We start from the raw sequence: 15,922 nt of genomic DNA on the forward strand, positions 1-15,922 counted from the left end.
ACATGAGCATTGCCGGGGCACCAATTGCCAGGATCGTGGTAGGCGTCGACGGATCGGAGCCTTCCCTGGAGGCGCTCCGCCAGGCCCAGCGGTTTGCCACTCCCCTCGGCGCCAAGGTCCAGGCCATCGCCTGCTGGGAGTACCCGCAGGTGTACTCCGGCTACGTCATGATGGGCATTGAAGGCTTCGAGGAGGGCGCGAAGAAGATCCTGGACGAGGCAATGGAACAGGCCTTCGGTGCCGAACTGCCGGCCAATGCCACCGCAAGCCTTGTCAGGGGCCATCCCCGCGAGGTGCTGATCGACGCAAGCCGCGATGCCGACATGATCGTGGTGGGGCGCCGCGGGCACGGCGGATTCGGCGGACTGCTCCTGGGCTCCGTCAGCTCAGCCGTCGTGGCCCACGCCCACTGCCCCGTGCTGGTGGTCCACACTCCCGAGGGCGGGGCCCACGCCGCCGAGGGTTCCTGACCAGCCGGCGGCGGGGAAAGCTACTGACGTCCAGGGCGGGTGATGGCATTGCCGCTCAGTGAAGCACGACGGCGGACGCTCGCCATAGCGCTCGCCGCCGCCCTGGTGGTCCTTGCCATCGCCCTGGCCCTGTTGCTGCCGGCCCTCACGGCCGGTCCGCCGTCGGCTGCGCCGTCCGCCTCACCGGCGCCGTCTTCCGGACTTCCCAGCCAGTCCGCACTTCCCAGCCCGTCCAGCCCCACGGTCCCGGCCGTTTCGCCTTCCGGCCAGCAGGGCCCACAGGAAACGGAGACGCCTGAAGCCGGCCAGATACCGGTGGAGCCGCCCATCACGGTCCCTCCCGTTCCCGGACCGCAGCCCACGCAGGCTCCGGCCGAACCCACGCCGCCGGAGGAGCCCGCCGCTCCCCCGCAGCCGGCGCCGTTTCCGGACTCCCTCCGCGGCCAGGACCTGACCGTCATCCCCGGGGCGGGGCGTGTGGTTGCCCTCACGTTCGATGCCGGTGCCAACGCTGCGGGACTGCCCAGTATCCTGTCCACGCTCTCCGCCAAAGGCGTTGCCGGCACCTTTTTCCTGACCGGCAACTGGGCTGCCAACAATCCGCAGTCCGTGGCACGCATCGTGGCCGCCGGGCACCGGGTGGCGAACCATTCCATGACCCATCCCGGCTTTACCGGACTGGGCAACGAGCAGATCACCCAACAGGTGCGGGGCGCCGAGCAGACAATCCTCGCAGCAGGGGCTGATCCGAGGCCGCTGTTCCGCTTCCCCTACGGCGAACGGGACGCCCGAACCATCGCGGCGGTGAACTCGCTGGGCTACGTGGCAGTCAGGTGGACCGTTGACACTTTGGGCTGGAAAGGCACCAGTGGAGGTGCCAGCCTCCAGTCAGTGGCCGACCGCGTCCAAGCGGGGCTGCAGCCGGGCGAGATCATCCTCATGCACATCGGGTCCAACCCGGATGACGGCACCACCCTCGACGCCGACGCCCTCCCCCAGGTCATCGACCGCATTGCGGCCGCCGGGTACGGCTTCGCCACCCTCGACGCCCTGCTGGGGCACTGAAAACCCGGCACCATGGCGAAGACCAGGCCCTCCCGGGGCGGGGAAGTGCGTCCCCGGCGGCCGGAACCCGCCACGCGGCGCCGGCCGGAGAATGCCCCTGATCCGGCACACCATGGACTCCCCGTCCATGAAGTGGTCCTGCTGCTGGAAACGGATGCAGCACGGGGCCTGGGCCAGGAAGAGGTAGCGCGCCGGCGCGCCCAGTTCGGCCCGAACGAGCTTCCCCGGTCCAAGGGCGGGGGCATTGCCCGCAAGCTGGGACGGCAATTCAACAACCCGCTGGTCTATGTCCTGCTGGCCGCGGCCGCCGTGACCGTGTTCCTTGGCGAATTCCTGGACGCGGGCGTCATCCTCGCGGTGGTCCTGGTCAACACGGCGATCGGCTTCATCCAGGAAGTCCGGGCAGACGCGGCCCTGGACGCACTGCATTCGCTGGTCCGCACACATGCCGCGGTCACGCGCAGCGGCGAACGGCGGCAGGTTCCCTCCGAGGACCTGGTCCCCGGGGACCTTGTGCTGCTGGAGGCAGGCGACAAGGTGCCGGCTGACCTGCGCCTGGTGCGGCTGTCCGCCTTGCGCGTGGACGAATCCGCGCTCACGGGGGAATCGGACCCCGTGTCCAAGGACGAGGTAATACTGCCGCAGGTCACGCCGGTGGCAGACCGGAGGAACATGCTGTACAGCGGTACCCTGGTGACCGCAGGCACCGGAGCGGGCATCGTCGTCGCCATCGGCGGCGAAACCGAACTTGGCGAAATCCACCGCCTTATGGGGGCGGTCCGGCCGGTGGCCACGCCGCTGACCCTGAAACTGGCACGCTTCAGCTCGACCCTCACCATAGCCATCCTTGCCCTCGCCGCCGTGGCCTTCCTCGCCGGCCTCGCACATGGTGAGCCGCCGGGGCAAATGTTTACTGCCGCCGTCGCGCTGGCCGTCGGAGCCATTCCGGAAGGCCTCCCCGCCGCCGTCACGGTGACGCTTGCCATTGGCGTCCGCCGCATGGCGCGCCGCCGGGCCGTGGTCCGCCGGCTGCCGGTGGTGGAAACGCTGGGCAGCACCACGGTGATCTGTTCTGACAAGACGGGCACCTTCACTGAGAACCAGATGACAGTCCGGGCACTCTGGACGCCCTCGGGCACCTATGACGTGACTGGTTCAGGCTACGGACCTGCGGGAGGCATCACCCCGTCGGCATCCCGGCATCCCGGCGGCACCGACCAGCATGTGACGGCCGCGCCGGAGCATCCGGCGGACGGGGATGCAGCGCTGCAGTGGTCCCTTCTGGGCGGTGCAGCATGCAACGACGCCAAGGTGCACAGGGAGGGATCCACCTGGCAGGTGCGGGGTGACCCCACCGAGGCCGCGATGCTGGTGGCGGCAGGGAAAGGCGGGATGGACGTTGCCGGCTTCCTGGCCGCCAATCCGCGGCAGCAGGAACTGCCGTTCACGTCGGAGCGGCAGTTCATGGCCACCCTGCATGGTTCCACGCTCCCGGAAGGGGGCGGCCTGGTGTTGGTCAAAGGTGCTGTGGAACGGATCCTTGACCTCTGCTCCCATGAAATGGACACGCACGGCGCCAACAGACCCGTCCGCAGGCATGCCGCGCTCAATGCCGCGCACGCGCTCGCAGACAGCGGACTGCGGGTCCTGGCCACCGCCATGATGCGCCTTCCCGCCGAGAGCCGGCCTCTTGCCGGGATCGAATTGCGGGGCCGGATGACCTTGACGGGGCTCCAGGCCATGCACGATCCACCGCGGGAAGCGGCCGCAGCTTCCGTGAAGGCTTGCCAGCGCGCGGGCGTGGCGGTGAAGATGATCACCGGAGACCATGTGCGGACCGCGGTGACGGTGGCGGCAGCGGTGGGCCTGGCCGCCGACCGTGACACCGGGACGGCCCTGACAGGCATGGAGCTGGACGCCATTCCGGCAGATCAGTTTGCCGGCGCGGTGGAGCGGGCAACAGTTTTCGCCCGGGTTTCGCCGGAACAGAAACTCCGCCTTATCGGGGCCCTCCAGTCCCGTGGACACGTGGCCGCCATGACGGGGGACGGCGTCAACGACGCCCCTGCCCTTCGGCAGGCGAATGTGGGCATCGCCATGGGGCGGACCGGAACGGAAGTGGCCAAGGAGGCATCGGACATCGTCCTGACCGATGATGACTTTGCCACCATTGAGGCCGCGGTTGAAGAGGGCCGGAACGTCTTCGACAACCTGACCAAATTCATCGTGTGGACGCTGCCCACCAACATGGCCGAGGGGCTGGTAATCCTCGTGGCCATCCTGCTGGGGGCAACGCTGCCCATCCTGCCCACCCAGATCCTGTGGATCAACATGACCACCGCCGTGGCCCTTGGACTGATGCTCGCCTTTGAGCCGAAGGAACCGGGGTTGATGTCCCGTCCGCCCCGGCCGCCGGGCCGGCCCCTCCTGACGTGGGCCCTGACCGTGCGGATCCTCCTCGTTTCGGCGCTGCTGGTCGCAGGAGCCTGGTGGCTGTTCGAACACGAACTGGCCGTTGGCGCATCCGTTGCCCAGGCCCGCACGTCCGCCGTCAACCTTTTCGTGGCCGTGGAAGTCGCTTACCTCTTCAGCTGCCGGTCCCTGACCCGGCCGGCCTGGCGGATCAGCCCGTTCAGCAACCGCTGGCTCCTTGTCGGCGTCGCGGTCCAGGCCGCCGGCCAAGCAGCCCTGACCTACGCACCGCTGATGAACGGTCTCTTCCACACCGCCCCTATCAGCGGGGAGGCCTGGCTGCGGATCCTTGGCCTCGCCCTGCTTGCCTCCCTGGCCGTCGCCGTGGACAAACGTCTGAGGCGCCGTGGTTTCTAGTGCCTGACACCCGTCCCGGGACGGGACTAATGGCTCTGCCCCCGGCCACCGGGAGCATCCCATACTGAAAGTGGAAGGCGGACGGTTGGCGTCCGCCTCCATTTGACCGGAGGTCGTGAAGTGTACGGCTGGAATGGCGGAATGGGCCTTTGGGGCTATGTCCTGATGAGCATCAGCATGGTGGTGGTCTGGGGAGCAATCATCACCGGCATTGTCCTGCTGGCCCGTTCCCTGCGGGCGCCCTCCCTGAATGCACCCCAGCCCCCGTCGCCCCGAAAGGCAGAGGACGTACTGGCCGAGCGCTTCGCGCGCGGCGAGATCGACGTCGCGGAATACCAGAACAGGCTGGCTGTCCTGCGCGGCCACCCGGGTAGCTGACGTCCGGCTCCCCGCAGGCAATGGACAGTGGGTGCAGCTGTGCCGCTCTCTGAATTTGAAAAACGCGAACTCGAACAGATCGGCCATGGACTGGCTGAGGAGGACCCCGGCTTCGCCGCCCTGCTTGGCCGGGATGCCTTTGCGCTGTCCCAGCGGGCCCGGTTCTGGCGCGGGTTGCTCCTTGTCGCGGCAGGAATCTGCGTCCTGCTGCTTGGCCTGGTGGTCCGTGTTCCCTGGCTGGGCATTGCGGGGTTCGCCATCATGAACGGTGCAGGGTACTGGGCCGTCAAGGACCTGCGCTGGTCGCCCCGGACCACGAAGCGGCAGGTCACCCAAATGGAAGGCAACAACGAATGAACGCTGGACCAGGTAAGGACGCCACGGCCGAGGCTCACGCGCTGCAGGCCGTTGAAGCCCACCATGCGGACATGCTGCGGCAGTTGAACGCGCTGGCGGGACTGCTGACCGAGGCCGTGGAGGCACGGGACCCCGCCGCCGGGCAGGAAACGCGGGCCGCGCTGCTGGACTGGTGCGACAGGCAGCTGGTGCCGCACGCCCTGGCAGAGGAAGGTCCCCTCTACAGCGGTCCGCACGCCATGCCGGAGGCCAGGCTGCTGGTGGACGGAATGCTGGCCGAGCACCAGGTGATAGTGGGCCTGGTCGAGGAGCTCAGGACGGCCGACGGCGTTGCTGCCGCAGTGGCCGCCGGTGCTATCCAGCGGATTTTCGCCCTGCACCTGGACAAGGAAAACCGGCTCTTGATGCCCTTCGTCATCGATTCTACGGAGCTGTCGCTTGCCCGGGCGGTTGAAGGACTCCACGAACTGGTGGGAGAGGGCGCCGCCCACCATCTTGGGCAGGGTCACCACAGCCACTGATTCCCAGGTACTGGTACGACGGCGGCGTGCCGGGTTGATCTGCCAGCGCGCCTGGTGCCGGTCAAGGCGCTGTAGATGCCTGTGACTGCCTCCCGTCGGGATGGCCTGCGTCCGTCTCCTCGGGGGCGTGCACCACCAGCACGGGACAGTGGGCATGGCTTACGCACGCAGAGCTCACCGAGCCAAGAATGAAGCTCCCGTGTCCCCTCCTGCCCACGATCAGCAGGGACGCGTTACGGCTCGCGTCAATCAGCAGCGGGCCTGGTTTACCCCGCACCAGCCGGGCGTGCACAAAGGGCGGCAGCTCCTCGAAGGCGTCCGCCAACGCCTGCTGGAGTACCTCATGGGCGGCAAATTTGAACCCCTCGATACCTACCGCGAGGTACACCCCATAGCCGGCAGGCACGTCCCAGCAGGCCCATGCCTCCACCGTCGCAGACAGGGGCTCCGCCATGGCCCGGGCTACCCGGAGCGCGGCGATGGAGGCGTCGGATCCATCCACCGCAACGATGATCCGGGGATGCGGTCCAGGGGCACTCATGCCTGCTCCATTCACTGTTGTTTGCCACGTTCCCGTGCAGGGGTTCCCTCCTGCGGGCGTCGTCCCAGAATCGCGCAGAACCGGGGGCCGGGGGTAGGGCCAAAAGTCATGACGGGAACAGCACAGGGACTCCGCCTGCCACAGTGCCACCCACCGGCGGACTTAGGTCCCTTCCCGGCATGACGGCCGCTGGGGAACAATGGGGTCAGGCCCTCGGGGGCCGCCCCGCACTGATGCGGGTTTTGAGTCCTGGAGATTTGGGGAGCGTTCTGTGCACATGCATGAAGCTGGGTCTGATGAAGCAGCAGGATCGTCCGGTCAGGTCCGCGTGTTCATCCTCGATGACCACGAACTGGTCCGGCAGGGACTGAAGGACCTGCTGGAGGGCGAAGGGTTCCTGGTTGTGGGCGAAAGCGGATCCGCGGCCGAGGCCACCCGCCGGATTCCGGCCCTGCACCCGGACATCGCCATCCTGGACGGAAGGCTTCCCGACGGCACGGGCATTGAGGTGTGCCGGGATGTGCGTTCCCTCGATCCCCGCCTGCGCTGCCTGATCCTTACCAGTTACGACGACGAACAGGCCCTCCGCGGCGCAGTCCTGGCCGGCGCCTCCGGATACATCCTGAAACAGATCAGGAGCGATGACCTCCTGGCGGGGATCCGCAAAGCGGCTGCGGGCGAATCCCTGTTTGAGCCGGGAGTCGAGCAGCAGATCATCACCGGGCTTTCCACGGTACCCACCGATCCCCGGTTGGAGGGCCTGAGCGCGCAGGAGAAGAAGGTGCTGGCGCTGATCGGCCAGGGGCTGACCAACCGGCAGATCGGCGATGAGCTGTTCCTGGCCGAAAAGACGGTCAAGAACTATGTGTCGTCCATCCTGGCCAAACTGGGCTTCGAGCGCCGGACGCAGGCCGCCGTCTATGTCACCAAAAGCGCAACGGACACTGCCTGACAACCCGGCACCGCCTGGCCTACCCATCAAGCGAGCCGTGCGGACCACGTTACGGACGTGCCGGCACCCGGCACGCTCTCGATGATGCAGCTGCCCTTCAACAATTCCGCGCGGTGGCGCATGTTCGCCAGACCGCTGAGGCGGGAAGGCTCGGCAAAGCCGCGGCCATTGTCGCTGATGAGGAGCTGGACCTGGTCGCCGCCCACGTCAACCAGGACCTCAATGTCCTCAGCGCCGGAATGCCGCAGCGCATTGCTGAGGCCCTCCGAAAGCACGGACAACAGATGGACCGCGACGTCCTCCCGGATCGAGTCCACCGCTCCGTTCAGGGAAACCTTGGGAGTTGTGGCGTAACTGCGGGAATTCTCCCGGACTGCGCGCAGGATCTGGCCCGTCAGCGGTTCCCGTTCCTCGTCGGCGGTACGAAGGGAGTAGATGGTATCCCGCAGCTTGCGGATGGTGTCGTCGAGCTCTGTGGTCACAGCGGCAATGCGTTCATGCGCCACAGGGTCCATTGTGTAGCGGCGCAGGCTCTGGATGCTCAGGCCGGCAGCGAACAGGCGTTGGATCACCAGGTCGTGCAGGTCCCGGGCAATCCTTTCCCGGTCACTGATGAGGAGATTCTGTTCCCGCAGGGCGTTCACGTGCGCCAGGTCCAGGGCCAGGCCGATCCGGCTCCCAAAGATGGCACCGGACTCTGCCTCAGACTGGGTGAAGACCGCCGCTCCCTGCGCACGTGCCAGCAGGAGGACGCCGTTCCCGCTGCCGGCGTGCCCCAGCGAACAGACGAGGACAGAGCCCAGCTTCCCTGCCACCTCGTCGTCGAACACCTGCCGCGGGTCCCTGGCAACGAAAGACCCGCCGTCGGCAATAACGCCGGACACCGCACCTGAGGCCATCAACTCCTGGCCTGCCTGAAGACCTTGCACACCAAGGCATGAACGGCAGCGAAGCGTACCGTCAGCGGCCGGCACAGCCACCACTGCAAGCGCCGAGTCCGATACCTTCAAGGCGGTGTCGGCAACAAGGTCGAGAATGTCCGGGTTCCCCGGATGCGGCGCCATGATCAACCGGCTGCTCAGCTCCATGCCTGCCTCCAGCCATTTCTGCCTGCGGTTGCTGTCTTCAAAAAGGCGGGCGTTCTGGATGGCGACACCGGCCGCGGCTGCCAGGGCAACGGCAAGTTCCTCATCGTCGGTGGTGAAATCCTCGCCACCCTGCTTTTCCGTCAGGTAGAGGTTGCCGAACACCTCGTCGCGGACACGGACGGGGACGCCCAGGAAGGTCCTCATGGGCGGGTGGTTCGCGGGGAAGCCGGAGGCAATGGGGTGCCGCCCGAGGTCGTGGAGCCGCAGGGGCCTTGGCTCGCGGATGAGCAGGCCCAGGACGCCGTGCCCCGTGGGCAGGTCGCCGATGGAATGGATCCCTTCGTCGTCGATGCCAACCGTGATGAAGTGGCTCAGGGTCCGGTCCTCACCGATTACGCCCAAAGCGCCGTACCGTGCGCCAACCAGGGTGCAGGCAGACCGGACAAGGCGGTCCAGCACGGCCTCCAGGCTCAGGTCCTCGGCGAGGGCCACCACTGCGGCCAGCAGGCCATTAATGCGCTCCTGGGTATCCAGCAGCTCATCGCCCCGGGCGGTGAAGTCCCGCAGCGGATCTTCGGCGCTGTCCCGCTTCGGCGGCCGCCAGGGATCCTCAGTGCTCACGTTCCACCTCCTGCGGCAGGGAACCTGCGGCGCTGCAGGTCCGTGTCGCTATCCAAGTGTCCGGAACGGAAGTGCCTGCCCCCGCCCACAAGTCCGTCTTCACCTGAGCATGAAGACATGTCCTGGGATCATTGTAAAAGGGCTCGTCAACAGCCGGCGGGACCTTCTTCCCTATCGGCGGACAATTCCCGGCCCTAGGCTACGGCCATGAATACAGCAGCGGCAGAACCGGAAATCAAAGAACTCGGCGTCCACGATTGCTGGAAATACCTTCGCTCCACGTCCATCTGCAGGATCGCCTTCACTGACGGGGAGGCCTTGGAAAACTACCCCGTGAATTTCGTTCCCAGCAACGGCACCCTGCTCATCCGTACCGGCGAAGGCACAAAGCTTGCCTCCCTGACGGACCGGAAAGCCGTCACGGTTGAGGCTGACGGAATGAACCAGTACGGCACTATCGCCTGGAGCGTCATCCTCAAAGGGCACGCGCTGGTGGTGTCCGACGAAGAGGAAACACGGGACGCGATGGAGGCGGGCCTGTCCCCCTGGCAGCCGGGCCGGAAGAACGTCCTGCTGCGGTTTACGCCGGAGGACATCAGCGGCCGGAAGTTCGTGATTGCGGCGCCCACCCATTGGTGGCCGCCCCGGGAACCCGCCGCCGGTTAGGCCAACGCTGGAAACCGCCGCATGGCACCGCCCACAACCCTTTCCACGTACCCCAAAGGATGGACTCCCATGGCACCTGCCAAGCCAATCGCCGTCGGCATCACTGATACCTCGGCGTCAAACGCCGCCCTGTTGTGGGCGGCAGCCCGGGCCAACAGGCTGAAGTGTCCCCTCGCCGTCGTGAATGTTGTGGACGACCGTTGGATGGCAGCCGAAGTCCTGCCCTACCTCGAGATCCTTCGTGAGTCGGGACTGGCCCTGTTGAAGGAGGCCGGCGAAAAGGCCACCGCTGCCGAACCGGGCCTGCAGGTTACCCTCCAACTGCTCGAAGGAGGTGTGGGTGCGGCGCTGGGTGACTATTCCAGGAATGCTTCCATGCTTGTCCTTGGCACCAGCGGCCACACGCGTGGTGCCCTGACTGACCGTGCCCTCCAGGCAGCAGCCACGGCCGAGTGTCCGGTGGCGGTTGTTGGGGACGGCCAGGAACCTGGCCGCGGCATTGTGGTGGGCGTGGATGGATCACGGGAATCCACCCAGGCGGTGGCCTTTGCCGCCGCCGAAGCTGACGCGCTCGGGGAGGAACTCACCGTCCTTTACGCCTTCACCGGCCCCAGCCGATGGATCGCGGCAGGCCTCCCGCAGAGCAGCTTTGCCACCCATGTAGTGGAGGAAGAGCAGATCGTGCTGTCCGAAACCGAGGCGGGCCTCCGGCAGGACTACCCGGATCTTGTGGTCAACACCGTGATGGAAACCGTCCTGGAGCCGGCGGACGCCCTGATCCGTGCCGCCGCGGGGTCGCGGCTGCTGGTCCTGGGCAGCCGTGGAAAGGGTGGATTTGAAAGGTTCGTCCTGGGATCCACGGCACATGCGGTCCTGACCCAGCCCCCGTGCCCCACCGTCATCACCCGCCTGCACAAGCAGCAGCACCAGGACTGACCGGGGCGGGCTGCCTGGCCGGATGTCAATAACCGGGGAAAACGACGCATCAGTCCCGGGCATGGACTTCGGCCATGCCCGGGAGGGGCTCTCCAGCGCCGAAGTGCGCGGGCGGATGGCGGCGGGCCGCATCAACAGCGTGCCCACGGCAACCAGCCGGAGCGTGGGCGAAATTGTCCAGGCGAACGTGTTCACGCTGTTCAATGGCGTGGTGGGAGGGTGTTTCATCCTGCTGCTGGTCCTTGGCCAGTGGCGTGACGCGCTTTTCGGCCTGTCCGCTGTCAGCAATTCGCTGATCGGCATCGTCCAGGAGTACCGGGCCAAGCTTTCCCTTGACCGGCTGGCCATCCTGCAGGCGGCCAGGAACACCGTGATCAGGAACGGGGCCAGGGAGCTCATCTCCTCGGAGGACCTGGTTCCGGACGACCTCGTGGTGCTCAATGCCGGAGACCAGGTCATGGCGGATCTGGTGCTTCTCGACGGAGGCGGGCTTGAGGTGGATGAGTCCCTGCTGACGGGCGAATCCGAGCCCGTGCCCAAACAGGGCGGCGCGGTGCTGCTGTCCGGATCGCTGATCCTCGCAGGCAACGGCCGGGCCGCCGTGCTCCGGGTGGGGCCGGAGACCTTCGCGTACCGGCTGGCAGCCGAGGCGCGGCGCTTCTCCTTGGTCACATCCGAAATCCGCAGGGGCCTGGAGAAGGTGTTCACCGTGATCACCTGGCTGCTCCTGCCAACCGCCCTGCTGCTCACGAATGCCCAGATGCAGGACCAGGGCGGATGGGCCGGCGCCATGGGATCGGGACGGTGGATACCGGCCGTCGTGGGAGCCGTGGCGGGAATCATGGCGATGATTCCGCTTGGCCTGCTGCTGATGACCAGCGTGGCTTTTGCCGTGGGCGGCCTCCGCCTTGCCCGCCGGAAGGTCCTGATCCAGGAACTCGCTGCCGTGGAAGTACTGGCGCGGGTGGATGTCCTCTGCCTGGATAAGACCGGCACCCTGTCCTCCGGCGCCATCGTATTCGATGCCATCCACGACGTCGGAACCGCGCGCACGGCCGGGTGGCGGCAGGCGCTGGAATGGTTCGGTGCCCACGCGGATGCCAGCAGTACCGCCGCGGCGATCGGGGCGGCCTTCCCCGTGCAGGAACCCCTCCGGGAGGATGGGTCAGTTCCTTTTTCCTCTGCACGGAAGTGGAGTTCGGTGACGTTCGCGCCGGAATCCGCTGCTTCCGGCGCCTGGATCCTCGGAGCTCCCGATTCCGTACTCGCCTCCCCCGGCTGTGCCGATGCACACGGAAAGGCGGCAGCCCTCGCCTCCAGCGGCCTCCGGACGCTGGTCCTGGCGCACCTGCCGGCACCAATGCCGCCGGATGCCGCAGAGGCAGGCCTGCCTCCCGGGCTGGTGCCGGTCCTGCTGCTGACCTTCCGCGAGAGCATTCGGGGTGACGCCGCCGCGACGCTCGACTACTTCCGCCGGCAAGGGGTCACCGTCAAGATCATTTCCGGTGACGATCCCCGGACCGTAACAGCCCTTGCCCGGGAAGTGGGCTTTGGAGGCGGAGTTGCCTATGACAGCAGGGTGCTTCCCGAAGATCCGGTCCTGCTGGAGGAAACGGTGGAGTCCCACAGCCTCTTTGGAAGTGTGACGCCGTCCCAGAAGCGGGACCTGATCCAGGCGCTGAAACGGCGGGGTCACACCGTGGCCATGACGGGGGACGGAGTGAACGATGTCCTGGCGCTCAAGGAGGCGGACCTGGGCATCGCCATGGATTCGGCATCACCCGCAACCAAGGCCGTGGCCCGCCTGGTCCTCCTGGACGGGCGCTTCGAAAGGCTGCCGACCGTGGTTGACGAGGGCCGCCGGGCCATCAGCAACATCGAACGCGTCTCCCTGGTCTTCCTGAGCAAGACTGTCTATGCCACGGTCATCTCGGTGGTCACCGGCATTCTGTTGCTGGCCTTTCCGTTCCTGCCGCGCCAGCTCTCCGCACTGGATGGACTGACCATCGGCCTGCCGGCGTTTTTCCTGGCCCTGCAGCCCGGTGGCCAGCGTTATGCCCCCGGGTTCCTGCGGCGTTCCCTCGCCTTCGCGGTCCCGTCCGGCATCATCACCGCCCTGTGTGTCCTGGCGGTCAGCGCGTATGGGCAGTTGTGGGGCGGGCACACCCTTCAGTCCGCGCAGTCTGCGGCCACCATGACCCTGGGACTGGTGGCCGCATGGATCCTGGTGATGGCGTCACGGCCCCTCAACCGGGTAAAGGCGTTGATCCTTGCCGGGATGTACGCGGGACTGGTCCTGTTGTTCACCGTTCCTTTGACGCAGGATTTTTTCCGGGTGGAGTGGCCTCCCGCCGGCCTGCTGGGTGTGTCCGTTGCAGCAGCCGCGGCCGGGTGCGGGGCCATCGAACTGGTGGGCCGCTTGACCCACCGGCCGCCGGCCTCATCGGGCGAACCCGGACTGGGACCTTTGACTCTGGAACCGGATCCAGGGGAAGGCGATGGTGGAATTGCCGGGCAAAGCGATGGTCCGGCATCCAGATGAGCAGGAGGCAACAATGACTGACCTGATGAAATGGTTTGAGAACCGCCGCTCCCCCATGGATGTCATCGAACGGCTTTTCGAAGGTGACGTGGGGTCTTCCGCCATCCGGGTTGAAGAGATGGTGGACGGCAACACCCTCGTGGTGCGGGCTGAGCTGCCCGGCGTGGACCCGGAAAAGGACGTGGACGTGACGGTCACGGACGGCGTCCTGACCATCAAGGGCGAGCGGCAGGAAAAGAAGGAGCACAAGGACAAGGACAGCTACCGGTCCGAGTTCCGCTACGGTTCCTTCGTCCGGCGGATTCCCCTGCCCAGCGGAGTGCAGCAGGACGACGTCACGGCTTCATACAAGGACGGCGTCCTTGAAGTGCGGGCCCCGATTCCGGAGCAGGGGCAGGGCACCGGGCCGTCCAAAATCCCCGTCACCAGGGGCTGAGAACATTTAACGTACGACGCCGGCGCCTGGCCCTGCGAGGGCCAGTCGCTTTATTGCCCCGTGGCCAGGGCTGCAGCCAAGGCTGCTTCCGCTGCCGCGATAACCGGAAGTGTCCGCACGTAGGTATCCGGATTCAGGGACACCGAATCGATCCCCTGGCCCACCAGGAACTCTGCGAGGTCGGGGTGGTTGCTGGGCCCCTGTCCGCAGATTCCGATTTTAATGCCGGCAGCATGGGCCTTGGTGATGGCCTCGGCAATCATGGACTTCACCGCCGGGTCCCGCTCGTCGAACAGACCGGCAAGTTCCTCCGAGTCGCGGTCCACCCCCAGCACCAGCTGGGTGAGGTCGTTGGAACCGATGGAGAACCCGTCAAAGTGTTTGGCAAACTCGCCGGCCAGGACCACGTTGGAAGGGATCTCGCACATCATGTAGAGCTGCAGCCCTTCATGGCCCCTGACCAGTCCGTGCTCTGCCATCGCCTGGATGACCTGGTCCGCTTCCCGCACAGTGCGGCAGAAGGGGACCATGACGATCACGTTGGCGAATCCAACCTTTTCCCGCACGCGTTTGAGGGCTTTGCACTCCAGCGCGAATCCTTCACGGTAGTGGCTGCTGTAGTAGCGTGAAGCGCCGCGGAAACCCAGCATGGGGTTTTCCTCGGGACGCTCGAAGGCGCTGCCGCCGACCAGGTGGCTGTATTCGTTGCTCTTGAAGTCGCTGAGCCGGACAATCACCGGTTTGGGATGGAACGGGGCGGCGATCTTGGCGATCCCCGTGGCCAGCACGTCGATAAAGTACTCCTGCGGGTCCTGGTAGCCGCTGGTGAGCTGTCGGATGACCGCCGCCTCCTCCGGATCCGCCACCTTCTCAGGATGGACCAGGGCCATGGGGTGGATGCGGATCAGGTTGTTGATGATGAACTCCATGCGTGCCAGGCCAACACCCGCCGCGGGCAGCCGCCACCACTTGAACGCGGCTGCCGGGCTGGCGATGTTGATCATCACATCGGTGCGGGTGGCCGGCAGGGCGTGCATGTCCACGTCTTCCACCGTGAACTCCAGCAGCCCCTCATAGACGCGGCCCTCCTCACCTTCCGCGCAGGACAAGGTGACCTGGCCGCCGTCGAACAGGACCTCCGTGGCGTTGCGCGTGCCCACGACGGCGGGTACGCCCAGTTCCCGGCTCACAATGGCTGCGTGGCTGGTAGGGCCGCCGTGGTCGGTGATGATGCCTGCGGCCCGCTTCATGATGGGCACCCAGTCCGGATCCGTCATCCGGGTGACCAGCACGGAGCCATCAACGAAGGACTCGATGTCCTTGGCATCCCGGACCACGCACGCCCGGCCCCGGGCTATGGAATCACCGATGGCGGCACCAGTGACCAGGACCCGCCCGGGCTGTGCCAGGTGGTAGGTGCGGAACGTGGAGGCGCTCCGGCGGGCCTGCACCGTTTCCGGCCTCGCCTGCACCATGAACAGTTCCCCCGTGACGCCGTCCTTGGCCCACTCCATATCCATTGGCCGCCCGTAGTGCTCCTCCACGGCCACCGCCCAGCGGGCCAGCAGGACCACCTCGGGGTCCTCCAGCACCAGCGAGCGCTGCTCACGGTCCGTAGTCTCAACGGTCCTGGTCCTGGCATCCCCGCCGTGGCTGTACACCATTTTGCGTTCCTTGGCCCCGAGCTGGCGTTCGATGACGGGGCTGAAACGCTGGTCTGCCAGGAGCGGCTTGAACACCTGGTATTTGTCCGGGTTGATGGTTCCCTGGACCACGGTTTCGCCCAGCCCCCATGCAGCGCTGATGACCACCACGCCGGGAAAGCCGGACTCGGTGTCAATCGAGAACATCACCCCTGACGCGCCCAGATCCGAGCGGACCATCCGCTGAACGCCGACGGACAGGGCAACGTCCAGGTGGTCGTAGCCTTTTATCTCGCGGTAGCTGATGGCTCGGTCCGTGAACAGGGAGGCGTAACAGCGCCGGCACGCTTCAAGGACCGCGCGGGCGCCGGCCACATTCAGGAAGGTTTCCTGCTGCCCCGCGAAACTGGCGTCGGGCAGGTCTTCGGCCGTTGCGCTGCTGCGCACCGCAACGGCAACCTCTGCCTGTCCGGCCCGGTGGCACAGTGCCCGGTAGTGTTCCTGGATGTCAGCGGCGATGCTTTCCGGGAACGTGGCCTGCAGGAACAGTTCCCGGATCGCCGCCCCTGCCTGGCGCAGCGTCAGGGTCCCGGCGCGCTGTTCCCCGATGTGCTTTCTGATCCGCGGCTCAAGGTCATTGGCGGCAACAAATGCGCGGTAGGCAGCGGCCGTCGTGGCAAATCCTTCGGGAACCCTGACTCCTGCCGATTGCAGGGCACGGCTCAGCTCCCCCAGGGAAGCGTTCTTTCCTCCCACCGAGGGGATGTCCGCGATCCCCGTGTCCTGGATCCACTTGACGTTGATGTCAGTAAGGGAGGTTTCTGCGGCGGCACTCATGGCTCGATTCTTTCCTCCGGCCGGCGGGGCAGGCAGAGTC

At 66.5% G+C, this 15,922-nt stretch carries 14 protein-coding genes; 11 read left to right on the forward strand and 3 right to left on the reverse strand.

Annotated elements, in window-relative coordinates:
* The first annotated feature begins 2 nt into the window (after positions 1-2).
* From FBY36_RS19510 to FBY36_RS19535, 6 genes are all read left to right on the forward strand, one after another.
* On the forward strand, positions 3-470 hold the full coding sequence (locus FBY36_RS19510; protein ID WP_142122098.1) for a universal stress protein: 468 nt from the start codon (positions 3-5) through the stop codon (positions 468-470).
* 42 nt (positions 471-512) lie between these two features.
* A complete protein-coding gene (locus FBY36_RS19515) occupies positions 513-1,535 on the forward strand; it encodes a polysaccharide deacetylase family protein (protein WP_142122100.1) in 1,023 nt (340 codons plus the stop codon).
* A 12-nt stretch (positions 1,536-1,547) separates the two neighbouring features.
* Positions 1,548-4,364 carry an HAD-IC family P-type ATPase gene (locus FBY36_RS19520; RefSeq protein WP_235008902.1) on the forward strand — a complete coding sequence of 939 codons (2,817 nt, stop codon included), beginning with the start codon at positions 1,548-1,550 and terminating at the stop codon, positions 4,362-4,364.
* Between the two features lie 141 nt (positions 4,365-4,505).
* Positions 4,506-4,742, forward strand: a complete 237-nt coding sequence (locus tag FBY36_RS19525; protein WP_235008903.1) for an SHOCT domain-containing protein — start codon at positions 4,506-4,508, stop codon at positions 4,740-4,742.
* A 27-nt stretch (positions 4,743-4,769) separates the two neighbouring features.
* Complete coding sequence (locus FBY36_RS19530) at positions 4,770-5,099, forward strand: DUF3040 domain-containing protein (protein ID WP_235008904.1); 330 nt, start codon at positions 4,770-4,772, stop codon at positions 5,097-5,099.
* The gene (locus tag FBY36_RS19535) at positions 5,096-5,620 is read left to right on the forward strand and encodes a hemerythrin domain-containing protein (RefSeq protein ID WP_142122106.1); all 525 of its coding nucleotides are present in this window, start codon (positions 5,096-5,098) and stop codon (positions 5,618-5,620) included. The genes FBY36_RS19530 and FBY36_RS19535 overlap by 4 nt, the downstream gene beginning before the upstream one ends.
* Before the next feature lie 61 nt (positions 5,621-5,681).
* Here the strand turns inward: FBY36_RS19535 and FBY36_RS19540 are convergent, their stop codons facing one another.
* The gene (locus tag FBY36_RS19540) at positions 5,682-6,161 is read right to left on the reverse strand and encodes a universal stress protein (RefSeq protein WP_142122108.1); all 480 of its coding nucleotides are present in this window, start codon (positions 6,159-6,161) and stop codon (positions 5,682-5,684) included.
* A 277-nt stretch (positions 6,162-6,438) separates the two neighbouring features.
* Between FBY36_RS19540 and FBY36_RS19545 the strand changes: the two genes are divergently transcribed.
* Entirely contained in the window at positions 6,439-7,113 is a 675-nt protein-coding gene (locus tag FBY36_RS19545) for a response regulator (RefSeq protein ID WP_142122110.1), read from the forward strand.
* Between the two features lie 26 nt (positions 7,114-7,139).
* On the opposite strand, the gene FBY36_RS19550 is transcribed toward FBY36_RS19545, so the two are convergent.
* Complete coding sequence (locus tag FBY36_RS19550; protein ID WP_142122112.1) at positions 7,140-8,822, reverse strand: GAF domain-containing sensor histidine kinase; 1,683 nt, start codon at positions 8,820-8,822, stop codon at positions 7,140-7,142.
* A 207-nt stretch (positions 8,823-9,029) separates the two neighbouring features.
* On the opposite strand from FBY36_RS19550, the gene FBY36_RS19555 reads away from it, so the two are divergent.
* The 4 genes from FBY36_RS19555 (at position 9,030) to FBY36_RS19570 (ending at position 13,402) form a co-directional block, all read left to right on the forward strand.
* Positions 9,030-9,488 carry a pyridoxamine 5'-phosphate oxidase family protein gene (locus tag FBY36_RS19555; protein WP_142122114.1) on the forward strand — a complete coding sequence of 153 codons (459 nt, stop codon included), beginning with the start codon at positions 9,030-9,032 and terminating at the stop codon, positions 9,486-9,488.
* Between the two features lie 69 nt (positions 9,489-9,557).
* Complete coding sequence (locus FBY36_RS19560; protein ID WP_142122116.1) at positions 9,558-10,424, forward strand: universal stress protein; 867 nt, start codon at positions 9,558-9,560, stop codon at positions 10,422-10,424.
* 22 nt (positions 10,425-10,446) lie between these two features.
* On the forward strand, positions 10,447-12,966 hold the full coding sequence (locus FBY36_RS19565; protein ID WP_142122118.1) for an HAD-IC family P-type ATPase: 2,520 nt from the start codon (positions 10,447-10,449) through the stop codon (positions 12,964-12,966).
* Positions 12,967-12,979: 13 nt separating this feature from the next.
* Positions 12,980-13,402, forward strand: coding sequence for an Hsp20/alpha crystallin family protein (locus FBY36_RS19570; RefSeq protein ID WP_142122121.1), 423 nt, complete (start codon positions 12,980-12,982; stop codon positions 13,400-13,402).
* A 50-nt stretch (positions 13,403-13,452) separates the two neighbouring features.
* On the opposite strand, the gene ppsA is transcribed toward FBY36_RS19570, so the two are convergent.
* On the reverse strand, positions 13,453-15,882 hold the full coding sequence (gene ppsA, locus FBY36_RS19575; RefSeq protein ID WP_142122123.1) for a phosphoenolpyruvate synthase: 2,430 nt from the start codon (positions 15,880-15,882) through the stop codon (positions 13,453-13,455).
* Positions 15,883-15,922: the final 40 nt, after the last annotated feature.

The organism is Arthrobacter sp. SLBN-122 (genome assembly GCF_006715165.1).
In the GTDB taxonomy this organism is placed as follows: domain Bacteria; phylum Actinomycetota; class Actinomycetes; order Actinomycetales; family Micrococcaceae; genus Arthrobacter.

What these genes read in the sequence shown, in the direction of transcription:
- FBY36_RS19510 (WP_142122098.1), top strand. Translation starts at nt 3, where the DNA reads ATGAGCATTGCCGGGGCACCAATTGCCAGGATCGTGGTAGGCGTCGAC.
- FBY36_RS19515 (WP_142122100.1), top strand. Translation starts at nt 513, where the DNA reads ATGGCATTGCCGCTCAGTGAAGCACGACGGCGGACGCTCGCCATAGCG.
- FBY36_RS19520 (WP_235008902.1), top strand. Translation starts at nt 1,548, where the DNA reads ATGGCGAAGACCAGGCCCTCCCGGGGCGGGGAAGTGCGTCCCCGGCGG.
- FBY36_RS19525 (WP_235008903.1), top strand. Translation starts at nt 4,506, where the DNA reads ATGGGCCTTTGGGGCTATGTCCTGATGAGCATCAGCATGGTGGTGGTC.
- FBY36_RS19535 (WP_142122106.1), top strand. Translation starts at nt 5,096, where the DNA reads ATGAACGCTGGACCAGGTAAGGACGCCACGGCCGAGGCTCACGCGCTG.
- FBY36_RS19540 (WP_142122108.1), bottom strand. Translation starts at nt 6,161, where the DNA reads ATGAGTGCCCCTGGACCGCATCCCCGGATCATCGTTGCGGTGGATGGA.
- FBY36_RS19545 (WP_142122110.1), top strand. Translation starts at nt 6,439, where the DNA reads ATGCATGAAGCTGGGTCTGATGAAGCAGCAGGATCGTCCGGTCAGGTC.
- FBY36_RS19555 (WP_142122114.1), top strand. Translation starts at nt 9,030, where the DNA reads ATGAATACAGCAGCGGCAGAACCGGAAATCAAAGAACTCGGCGTCCAC.
- FBY36_RS19560 (WP_142122116.1), top strand. Translation starts at nt 9,558, where the DNA reads ATGGCACCTGCCAAGCCAATCGCCGTCGGCATCACTGATACCTCGGCG.
- FBY36_RS19565 (WP_142122118.1), top strand. Translation starts at nt 10,447, where the DNA reads ATGTCAATAACCGGGGAAAACGACGCATCAGTCCCGGGCATGGACTTC.
- FBY36_RS19570 (WP_142122121.1), top strand. Translation starts at nt 12,980, where the DNA reads ATGACTGACCTGATGAAATGGTTTGAGAACCGCCGCTCCCCCATGGAT.
- ppsA (WP_142122123.1), bottom strand. Translation starts at nt 15,882, where the DNA reads ATGAGTGCCGCCGCAGAAACCTCCCTTACTGACATCAACGTCAAGTGG.